This window comes from Pedobacter agri PB92, assembly GCF_000258495.1.
GTDB lineage: Bacteria > Bacteroidota > Bacteroidia > Sphingobacteriales > Sphingobacteriaceae > Pedobacter > Pedobacter agri.
In genome coordinates, this window is record NZ_AJLG01000011.1 from 36,545 (window position 1) to 46,837 (window position 10,293).

11 protein-coding genes and 2 tRNA genes are annotated in these 10,293 nt (G+C 37.8%); 8 read left to right on the forward strand and 5 right to left on the reverse strand.

Annotated elements, in window-relative coordinates:
* Nucleotides 1-80: 80 nt before the first annotated feature.
* Nucleotides 81-1,376, reverse strand: a complete 1,296-nt coding sequence (locus tag ON09_RS03040; RefSeq protein WP_010599591.1) for a (Fe-S)-binding protein — start codon at nucleotides 1,374-1,376, stop codon at nucleotides 81-83.
* A 228-nt stretch (nucleotides 1,377-1,604) separates the two neighbouring features.
* Between ON09_RS03040 and ON09_RS03045 the strand changes: the two genes are divergently transcribed.
* Nucleotides 1,605-1,677: transfer RNA gene (locus ON09_RS03045), tRNA-Phe, on the forward strand.
* Between the two features lie 125 nt (nucleotides 1,678-1,802).
* Nucleotides 1,803-1,875 (forward strand) — tRNA-Phe (locus ON09_RS03050).
* 45 nt (nucleotides 1,876-1,920) lie between these two features.
* Here the strand turns inward: ON09_RS03050 and ON09_RS03055 are convergent.
* Nucleotides 1,921-2,361 (reverse strand): SRPBCC family protein, encoded by a 441-nt coding sequence (locus ON09_RS03055; protein WP_010599592.1) that lies wholly within the window; start codon nucleotides 2,359-2,361, stop codon nucleotides 1,921-1,923.
* 15 nt (nucleotides 2,362-2,376) lie between these two features.
* Nucleotides 2,377-2,739, reverse strand: a complete 363-nt coding sequence (locus ON09_RS03060; RefSeq protein ID WP_010599593.1) for a DUF1801 domain-containing protein — start codon at nucleotides 2,737-2,739, stop codon at nucleotides 2,377-2,379.
* A gap of 326 nt (nucleotides 2,740-3,065) precedes the next feature.
* Between ON09_RS03060 and ON09_RS24020 the strand changes: the two genes are divergently transcribed.
* A complete protein-coding gene (locus tag ON09_RS24020) occupies nucleotides 3,066-4,670 on the forward strand; it encodes a S41 family peptidase (RefSeq protein ID WP_010599594.1) in 1,605 nt (534 codons plus the stop codon).
* Nucleotides 4,671-4,712: 42 nt separating this feature from the next.
* On the opposite strand, the gene ON09_RS03070 is transcribed toward ON09_RS24020, so the two are convergent.
* Nucleotides 4,713-5,315: a hypothetical protein gene (locus ON09_RS03070; RefSeq protein WP_010599595.1), complete on the reverse strand. Its 603-nt coding sequence runs from the start codon at nucleotides 5,313-5,315 to the stop codon at nucleotides 4,713-4,715.
* Between the two features lie 65 nt (nucleotides 5,316-5,380).
* Nucleotides 5,381-5,839, reverse strand: coding sequence for a hypothetical protein (locus ON09_RS03075; protein WP_010599596.1), 459 nt, complete (start codon nucleotides 5,837-5,839; stop codon nucleotides 5,381-5,383).
* Between the two features lie 66 nt (nucleotides 5,840-5,905).
* On the opposite strand from ON09_RS03075, the gene ON09_RS03080 reads away from it, so the two are divergent.
* The 5 genes from ON09_RS03080 (at nucleotide 5,906) to ON09_RS03100 (ending at nucleotide 10,043) form a co-directional block, all read left to right on the forward strand.
* Complete coding sequence (locus tag ON09_RS03080) at nucleotides 5,906-6,403, forward strand: GNAT family N-acetyltransferase (protein WP_238533592.1); 498 nt, start codon at nucleotides 5,906-5,908, stop codon at nucleotides 6,401-6,403.
* Between the two features lie 94 nt (nucleotides 6,404-6,497).
* On the forward strand, nucleotides 6,498-7,505 hold the full coding sequence (locus tag ON09_RS03085) for a sensor histidine kinase (RefSeq protein WP_010599598.1): 1,008 nt from the start codon (nucleotides 6,498-6,500) through the stop codon (nucleotides 7,503-7,505).
* The gene (locus ON09_RS24025; protein WP_010599599.1) at nucleotides 7,502-8,704 is read left to right on the forward strand and encodes a serine hydrolase domain-containing protein; all 1,203 of its coding nucleotides are present in this window, start codon (nucleotides 7,502-7,504) and stop codon (nucleotides 8,702-8,704) included. Before ON09_RS03085 ends, ON09_RS24025 begins: the two co-directional genes overlap by 4 nt.
* Nucleotides 8,705-8,712: 8 nt before the next feature.
* On the forward strand, nucleotides 8,713-9,435 hold the full coding sequence (locus ON09_RS03095; protein ID WP_316927769.1) for a LytR/AlgR family response regulator transcription factor: 723 nt from the start codon (nucleotides 8,713-8,715) through the stop codon (nucleotides 9,433-9,435).
* 140 nt (nucleotides 9,436-9,575) lie between these two features.
* Nucleotides 9,576-10,043, forward strand: coding sequence for a pyrophosphohydrolase domain-containing protein (locus tag ON09_RS03100; RefSeq protein WP_010599601.1), 468 nt, complete (start codon nucleotides 9,576-9,578; stop codon nucleotides 10,041-10,043).
* Nucleotides 10,044-10,293 lie beyond the last annotated feature (250 nt).

Sequence of the window (10,293 nt, forward strand, 5' to 3'; positions counted from 1 at the left end):
AGCTATCAAAACTTGAATTTTTTATTGTTTTATTTATGGAGCTAAAAACTCAATCATAAATGGTGACGCTCAACTGAACGCTATCCTTCTTGTGCCCAGTTAAAACGATCAGCCGGAGAATATTTCCACGGTGCCTGATTATTTTCGATATTGCCAAGCATTGCATTAATACTTCCTGGCGCCTGAGACTCTTCCATTACTGCATAACGACGCAGTTCAGTGATAATCTGCAAAGGATCAATATTTACAGGGCAAGCCTCTACGCAGGCATTGCAACTGGTGCAGGCCCAAATTTCCTCTCTGGTAATATAATCATCAAGCAAAGCTTTTCCATCCTGATGTTCTGCACCGTTTTTATCAATATTTTTGCCGATTTCGGTAATCCGATCCCGGGTATCCATCATAATTTTTCGGGGCGATAAAAGTTTGCCAGTGATATTTGCCGGGCAAACTGAAGTGCATCGGCCACATTCTGTGCAGGTATAAGCATTCATCAGATTTACCCAACTTAAATCAGTTGCATCTTTTGCACCAAATTTTCCGGCTTCAGTTTCAGCAGGAACAAATGAAGGATCGAGCATAGCTTTCACTTCGTTTGTAACCGAAGCCATATTCGTAAATTCACCTTTGGGCTCCAAATTAGAAAAATAAGTATTTGGGAAAGCGAATAAAATATGGAAGTGTTTCGAATAGGGCAGGTAATTTAAAAACGCTAATATGCCAATGATGTGAACCCACCAACATGCTCTTTCAATCGCAATCAACGCGTTTTCTGAAGAGGGTAATACATCCATTAAATACTGACTTACCGGAAACGAACCTGCAAGGGTATAGTGCGATGAACCTAAAAACTGAAGTTTTGCATCAGCAGCATTCATCAACAGAAATGCACTCATCAGCAAAATTTCGGTAATTAAAATATAGTTTGCATCAGATTTTGGCCAGTTTGTCATTTCTACACCGCGAAAGCGTTTCAGCTTCAATACATTTCTGCGAATGAGAAAAATTACACAGGATACCCAAACGGTCAGGGCTAGTATTTCAAATGATCCAATTAAGAAATTATAAAGTCCGCCAAGGCCATGAAATATGCGGTGGGTTCCAAAAATTCCATCGATCATAATTTCCAACACTTCTATGTTAATGATTACAAAACCGATGTAAACAAAAAAGTGAAGGAAAGCGGGGATAGGGCGTACCACCATCTTCGATTGGCCAAAAGCAACCCTCAACATAGTGATTAATCTTTTTTGAGGCTGATCATTGCGATCAACTGATTTGCCCAGGCGGATATTGCGGATAATTTTGCGGAAATTAACCGTAAACAGCGCAATTGCTGCAAGTGTTATTACTAGAAATAGGATCTGAGCCACCATGCAATATTATATTGTTTATGCTAAATTAGGATATTAATCTAAATAAAATGCTATGCATGCATAAAAAAATCATTTAAATTTCTTGTTTGTATTGATTCTAAGCGTGAAAGCGAAGTGTGATTTTTTTAAATAAAAATTAATTAATTGATAATCAGTGTGCAACTGAAATAATGGAAAAAAAGTTTTGCTTTTAGAAAAAGAACACTACATTTGCAATCCCAAACGGGAGGTGCCATAGCTCAGTCGGTAGAGCAAAGGACTGAAAATCCTTGTGTCCCTGGTTCGAATCCAGGTGGCACCACTTCCAAAAGCCTTTCAGTAATGATGGGCTTTTTTGATTAGCGGGATCTCAGCGATTGAGAAAAAAATTAAAGGACGTTGTTGCATTTGATAAAAAGAATCTTACATTTGCAATCCCAAACGGATGGTGCCATAGCTCAGTCGGTAGAGCAAAGGACTGAAAATCCTTGTGTCCCTGGTTCGAATCCAGGTGGCACCACATCAAAAAAGCCTCTGAAATTAATTTTTCAGAGGCTTTCGTTTTTTAGGTATCAAGGTGGGGTTTTTCAGCTAACTCCTTTACTATAGCCAATGCTTTTGGCCAGGTTTTTTCAAAATAATCTTTCCACTCGGCAGTAATGTTTAAATCAATTAGTAGTGCTGTTTTACCGCCTTGCTCTTCTAGTGTGTAATTCTCAAAAACTGGTCCCCAATCTACATCCAAATTTTCTTTGCCATCTTTTATTTCTCCAATATGTTTGATGGATAAATATTTATTTGGAATATTTTCTTCAATAATAGCAACCATGCCATTGCCGGAACCATCGCCAAATATAGCTTTACTTCCTTTTTGCCAATCGGTTTCTACTGAAGAATTTTCAGCAAATGCTGCAGTCCATTTTGGATAAGTATCGGTTCCTAGCAGTATTTTCCAAACTTGTTCCGGACTGGCGTTAATTTCGGTTTTGAATTCGATTTTTTCCATCGTATTTGAATTTAGTTAAGAATTTTCCATTAATGTTACCCAGGCATTTACGGCTTGTGTTAAACCCTTTCGGTATTTATTCACATCATCCATACTATAAAACTTTGCATAAGCTTTACCTTTCGTTTGCGCTTCTAAAAAGTTAAAGTCATCTTCAAGCAAAGCAGCTTTATGAAAAATAACGATTACATACTTCGTTATCTTTGGATTAATTGTTGCCATGTCGCCATTGAAACTAAAACTTGGTCCACCCCACTTGATATGTCCTTCAACTTTTGGGTTGGCATTCAATATTATTTCAATAACTTCTTCCATTTCTTTTTTTAATGGATGAATTAAGTTAGCCATAAATTCACTTATTTTTTCATTTTTGCTCATCGTCGCCATGTTTATCCAAATATCCATAAATCAAAAAATAATGCAAAGGTGCAAAAGCGACATTTCTAATGGCCTAATCAGCCTACCGTTGATCTTCAAAATGAAAATTGCAAAATAGCAGAAGCCATATTGTTAGTGAAAGAGCATTCTTCTTTTTCACCCAATTGTAATTTAATCGGCAGATTTAAGTTATTCACCGATACATCAATACTGAACAACAATATTTTAATTTAAATTTAGTTTGTTGATACAGAAAAAGTTATGTAGTGACAACTACGTTCGTTTAATAAACGTATATCACAAATAAATCCGCAAACAAAATACACATGATAAACAAAAATTTTTGCTTCCGTACGGTTTTACTGCTGAGCTTTTTTGGCTTTATTGCCGCTTGCAAAAAAGATTCTACTACCCCCTCAGAGGCGCCGGGAACAACGTCAGCGGTAACAGCTTCCAGAGTCGAGTTAACGAAGGATTCCATTTTTCTGTATACCAAAGAACTATATTATTGGAATGCCTCTCTGCCTACTTATGCTGCATTTAACCCACGCGGTTACAGTTCAAACGAAACTGAACTTTATGCGTTAACACAGTATTCAACTGACCCTTCAACAGGTAAGCCTTATGAATATGTGAGTGGCAGTACTGAGCCGAAATATTCTTTCTTAGATTATACAGCTACAAATGGTAAGGTTTCGGTATTGGATTTAAAGGCTGACGTTAACGGAACAGCTAATGACTATGGCTTCTCTGTGATGTACAATACTACTAACGATTTAAGGGTAAAATACGTTTATCCAAACTCGCCGGCCAGCCAACAAGGATTAACAAGGGGTTGCAGAATCACCAGTATTAATGGAAGAACCAGTTTAACTTACAGTACTACCAGCGGCATCATCAGCTTTTTAAACGAAGCGATTTTTGGGAGCAGTGCATCAGTTAGTTTAACATTCACTGATTTAAATGGTTTTAGCAAAAGCGTAGTGGTAAATAGCAGCAGTTATACGGTTAATCCAATTTTATTTACCAATGTTTACACAGTGGGTAGCAAAAAAGTAGGTTATCTTGTTTTTAATAGTTTTACCAATAACGTTTCCGCTGCTTTGAAAACAGTTTTTGCTAACTTTTCGTCGCAAGGCGTAACGGAGTTGGTTGTAGATCTTCGCTATAATGGCGGTGGTTACGTTTCAACCGCTACAGAAATCATTAATCTTGCAGCGCCTGCCAGCCAAAACGGGAACACGATGTACACGAGCTATTATAATAGTTATTTACAAGGCTTAACTACAGCCCAACGAAAGGCTTCTGTACTTGCGCATCAGCCTTTGCTCGATGCGAGTGGCAAAATTCAGAGTTTTACTACCGGAATTAATGGCAAATACGCCACCTACGCAGATCTAAATTACTCGGCAAGTGCTGCGGATAATATTGAAAAATTTGCGAAATCAGGTTCTTTAGCCCTAAGCAGGATTTATTTTATAGTCACCGGATCTACGGCGTCGGCTAGCGAATTAACCATTAATAGTTTAAAGCCGGTGATTGATGTGAAGCTGATTGGAGAAACGACTTACGGGAAACCGGTTGGCTTTTTCCCCATCAGAATTGATAAACTTGATTTGTATGTTCCCGAATTTGAGACTAAAAACCAGCTCGGTGTTGGCGGATATTATTCCGGTCTTAGCGTAGATAAAAGTGCTTTTGAAGATTTAACCAAGGCATGGGGCGATGAAACGGAAACTTTATTAGGATATGCATTGCTTTACGCCAGAACAGGAAGTTTCGTAACTACAGCAGCTAAATCAGCCAGTCTCTCTGCAACATCTACTAACATGCCAGATAAATTATCGTCAACTGAAATTAAAGTGGTGAGAGAAAATCTTGATCAGATTGGGATTAAAGGCATGATCATGGTGCCTGATCATAAATTTTAAACAAAAAACCTCCCTTAATTAAGCTTAAGGGAGGTTTTTCATTTAGAGAAGTATTTTGCTGCTAATGTCTTTGTTTATGGTGATGTAACCAGGATATTTGACTGGTGTATTGCCAAGCATAAAAGTTGGCTTAATTTTAATAGTTAGAAGTCCCAGTTTTTCGTCTTTTGATGACGATCCTTTTTGAGCGGCCTTTAAAACATCATTGAAAACATTCCCATTTGAAACCAGTCCGTAAATATTACTGATTAACTGAACGGGTACAGTAACGGTTTGCCCTTGCGCAATGCTTACATTTTGATTTACAATGCCCTGAGCCAGATCGGTATTGTTAACCAGTATTTTATATTCAAACTGATTAATGGCTGCCAAGTTTGCCGATGGATTGGTGATTTCTAAGTTAAGGTTGGCCCTTAGAGGAATGTCTTTTCTTAACAATCCGAGTGCAACTCCCGGCAAACTGGTTAAACTAAAACTTTGTTCATCCATTAGTTTTTTCACATCTGTTCCGGCAATGGAAACCTGCTGAATGCCTGTGATTTTATAAGTACAATCTTCGAGCGCCTTGATTTGCTGCGCTTGCCTGTTTATTCCGCAACTAAACAGTGTTAGTGTGAACAGGCATAGCAATAGTGTGTTTTTCATGTTTATCATAACGCCAAAATAGTAAAACTATTTCAGCGTGTATATGGGTTTAACAAAAATTAGCATTAAGCACTTGGGGTGATGGTTTCGATATTGCTGCGCTCATCATTTGAATCCCCATCGTTTGAATTTTCATCGCTTGAATCTTCATCACCTGATTCGGATGAAACTTCACTGTTTTCTGTTGTTTCGTTTTGGCTACTATCACCCTGTTGTTCTGTAGATGAACCAGCTTCTCCTTCAGTAACTTCTTTGCCTTCAGCTTCCGGCGATTTGCTCTCCGCTCCAGATTGCTCCTGATTCGCTTTCGGTTCATTTTCCGGAGATTGATTTTCATCATGACCATCCTCTTCAGTGTCGTTTTCAGCAGTTTCTTTTTGCGATTCATCTACCGGTTTGGAAGGATCAACCTCTTGTTTATGGGCTTCAGGCACAACGGTTTCTATATCTAGCTGTACATCATCTGTAGGCTTAGGTTGTGTATTTGTATTTTCCTGTGGTGTTTTATCTTTTTCGTTTTCCATAACTTTTCTTTTCTTAACTAAATAGAATCAATCGCCGTTTTGTTTGGATTTTCTTAAATGTTAGCTTTGAGAAAAAAAGCCATGGCCATCACTTACAGAAATATAGAAGAAAAAGATAATCAAGAACTCGCTGAGGTTATCAGAACGATATTCAGGGAATTCAAAATTGATCAGCCTGGCACCGTTTACACCGATCCAACTACCGATCACTTATCTGAGGTTTTTAAAACAGCGCAATCCATTTACTGGGTTGCCGAAGAGGATGGAAAAATTATTGGAGGCTGCGGCATTTATCCTACTGATGGCCTGCCTGATGGTTGTGTAGAGTTGGTAAAACTTTACACATCAGCCGAAGCAAGAGGTAAAGGTGTTGGCAAAACATTGATGCAAAAAAGCATTGAATCTGCTCAGCATTTTGGCTATAATGAAATTTACCTTGAGTCATTTCCTGAATTAACCACCGCTATATCGATGTATGAAAAGGCAGGATTTAAATATCTATCGGCACCATTGGGCAACTCTGGTCACTTTGCCTGCAATGTGTGGATGCTGCTGGTACTTTAATCTAACTAGAAGGAAAATTACAGATTGGGATAATTTTCTAACCAGTTGGGATAACAAAATCGAAAATTTTAAGGTGTTAGGCTAAGTTTATAGGATGAAAGAAACTAAAATTATATTAATACATCTCATCTGTTGGATAACGGTTTTAGCCTATTTTTATGGAGAGGCATTAATTGAAGGGGTAACACTTCGTCAGTCAGCCTTTAGTATCTCCATGAATATCATTCAGGTTATAGAATTCTATATCTGTTATTTATGGGTTTATCCGAGGTTTTTAAAACGCGAAAAAATCCCGCAGCTTGTTGGAGCCATTATTTTGACCATCGCCATATTTATTGCTTCGCGATATTTAATAGAGCAGGTGCTATACAAGAACTGGTTTGGCATGCAAAATTATTCAGATGAAACACCTATATCAAAATATATCGCAGATAATATTTATTATAGCCTGGCATTTCTGGTGGTTCCTGCTGCTGTTTATAGTGTACAACAAAATTTTAAAACCGAAATTGCCAACCGTAAACTGAAAGATGAGGTAGTAAAATCGGAACTGGCATTTTTAAAATCGCAGATCAATCCACATTTTCTTTATAACACTTTAAACTATGTGTATGCACTGGCAATTCCGGTGTCAGATAAACTGGCGAATGCCATACTGAGGCTATCTGATTTAATGCGTTACACCCTTAATGAAAGTCCGGATGGTATGGTAACCTTAAGTAAAGAGGTTGAATATCTGGAGAGTTATATAGCGCTTTTTGAAATGCGCTTTGAGCCGAAATTTTATGTTGATTTTTCAACTGTTGGTGTTGCCGAACAAAAAGTTGCTGCGCTCATGCTGATTCCTTTTGTAGAAAATGCATTTAAACACGGTGTAGTGAGCGATGAAAAACATCCCATTCGCATCAAGCTTAGGATTAACGGGAAAAGGTTGAGTTTTGAAGTGAGCAACAAAATCAGTCATGCGCAGAAAGATCATTCCAGCGGGGTAGGATTAGTAAACATCCATCGGCGGCTGGATTTAATTTATCCTGAAAAACACGAATTGCTGATCTCAAACAATGGCAATACTTACAAAACCACGTTGATTTTAAGTATATGAAAGCGGGTTTATCAAATAAGGCTATTGCTGCTATTGTGATTTTAATTGGATTATTCATTTCAGCTTGTGCGCCAATCAGGGCGGTAAGGTGGTGGCAACCAGATTTGAATGACAGTAGTAAATTCAGGAACGCCAGAATCATGCATGCTAAGATGCCATTTCGGTTTATCTCCAACACCAAGCAGCTAAAACACCAGCAGCTGAAAAACTACCTCGACACTTTTCTCAGCAGAAGCAATACAAATGCATTTATCATCATTAAAAACGATACGATCATTTACGAACGTTATGAAGATCAGGTAAATCAAAATACGTTACATCCCAGTTTTTCGGTAGCTAAATCTTTTGTGGCAACCTTAATTGGCATTGCCGTTGATAAAGGTATAATTTCATCCCCAGATGATTTAGTAATTAAATATATTCCCGAACTGGAGAAAAATGATCATCGCTTTAAAAAGTTAACCATACAACATGTTCTTGATATGCGTTCAGCCATTGATTATGACGAAAATAAGGAAACGCCTTTTTCTGACATCACTAAACTGTACTATGGAAGCGCTTTAAAAAATCAAATCATTGGGCTTAAAATGAAAGAAGAGCCGGGCTTAAAGTTCGAGTATCAAAGTGTAAATACGCAGCTGCTGGCGAATATCTTAGAGAAAGCAAGTGGCAGAAAAATTCAGGATCTTTTTGCTGAATATCTGTGGCAACCGTTAGGAGCAGAATCGAATGCGATTTGGAGTGTAGATGATCAAGGAACTGCAAAAGCTTTTTGCTGTTTAAACGCCACCGCAGCAGATTTTGCCAAATTAGGTCGACTTTACCTCAATAAAGGAAACTGGAACGGGAAACAAATTATTTCAAAGAAATGGATTGAAACTACTACCAATGCCAATACACTGGATGCGTTAGGTTATAAAAACCAATGGTGGGCTTGTTATGATTATCGTTATTTTAAAGATTCGGTAAGTGCAACAGCTGCACTGGCGAAAATTGAAGCTCGCGTACCGGTTAAAAAAACAAAATACAATGGTTATTACTTCAAACTAAAAGCTCATGATTATACCGCTGAAGGAATTTTAGGCCAGTTCCTCTATGTTAATCCAAAAAATAACGTCATCATTCTTAGAATGGGAAATTATCCAAACAAAAGAATGAACTTTGAAAATTTTATCCCAAAAATAGGCCGACAACTATAAACGATACCATGATGATCCGCTGTTTAGCTGTTGATGACGAATCTTACGCATCAGATATTATTGCAACATTTATTAATAAAACGCCTTTTTTAGCGTTGGTTGGTACCACAACAAATGCATTCGAAGCACTGAACATGGTCCAGGAGGGTAAGGTGGATTTGGTTTTTCTGGATATCCAGATGCCTGAACTGACCGGAATCCAGTTTCTGAAAATATGCGGAGGCAAATGCAAGGTCATCCTAACCACTGCTTATCCCGAATATGCTCTGGAAGGCTTTGATCTGGATGTGGTAGATTATCTGCTGAAGCCGATTTCATATGAGCGTTTTTACAAAGCCGCAATAAAGGCACAGCAAATTATTTCTCCTGCGCAATACGATATCGTAAATATTCCTGCTTCAGCAGGCAGCAATGATTTTATTTTCATTAAAGGCGATACTAAAAATAAATTTATCAAAGTTAATTACGATGATATCCTTTATATCGAAGGGCTAAAAAACTATGTTTCCGTTTACACCGCTTCGCAGCGGATTATCACTTATCAGGCACTCCGAGAATTAGAAATAGACTTACCTAAACCTCCGTTCTATCGTATTCATAAATCTTACATCATATCATTAGAAAAAATTAAAATGATAGATGGCAATACCGTTTATATTAACGATCAGTCTATACCAGTCGGAGATACTTACAAGGAGGAGTTTTTCAAAGTGATCAGGGATAAAAAATAAGTCAAAATGCTTGCAATGGAAAGTGCATCTGCTTAATCAACCAGCCATTTTCTGAAAGTGAACAGTTAACTTGCTATAGCAATTCAACAATAGCGCAATATTTCTTAAGTTTGCCAGCCTAAATACAGATTAACAACATTATGCAGGAAACAAACTCACTAAACCAGGTTGCAGAATTTCACACTACTTTTAAACATCCAATTTTAGAATCACCAATTATCCCATCTCGCCAGCGGGCAAATCTTCGTGTGGCACTTTTAGCAGAAGAGTTGAAGGAATTACAGGAAGCAATTGAAAACGATGATTTAGTTGAAGTTGCGGATGCGCTTTGCGATTTGCAATACGTTTTAGCGGGTGCTATTCACGAATTTGGTCTGGGCGGTAAATTTAAAACCTTATTTGACGAGGTTCACCGCTCCAATATGAGCAAAGCTTGTAAATCCGTTGAGGAAGCCGAGCTAACGATTAAACATTATTTCGACAAAGATCAAACTGAATCTTATTACAAAGAAGTTGATGGATTGTTTCTGGTGTTTAGAAAGGCAGATGATAAAACTTTGAAATCCATCAATTATTCACCTGCTGATTTAAAATCGCATTTAATATAATTTTGCTATTCCTAAAAGTTGGCGGTGGTTTACTTATATAAAATAATCACCGCTAACTATTATAGATTGGTTCTCAGGTTGCCCATACCACCATCTATATTAATAATTTGGCCGGTCATCCAGCTGCTTTCTTCTGAAGTAAAAAGCAATTGCCGAAGCAATGTCTTCAGGCTGCCCGTATTTTCCCAATGGATGTCTTTTTGCTGAAGCTGTCTTTTTATCATCGGTATTAAGCAGGCTAGCAGATAAC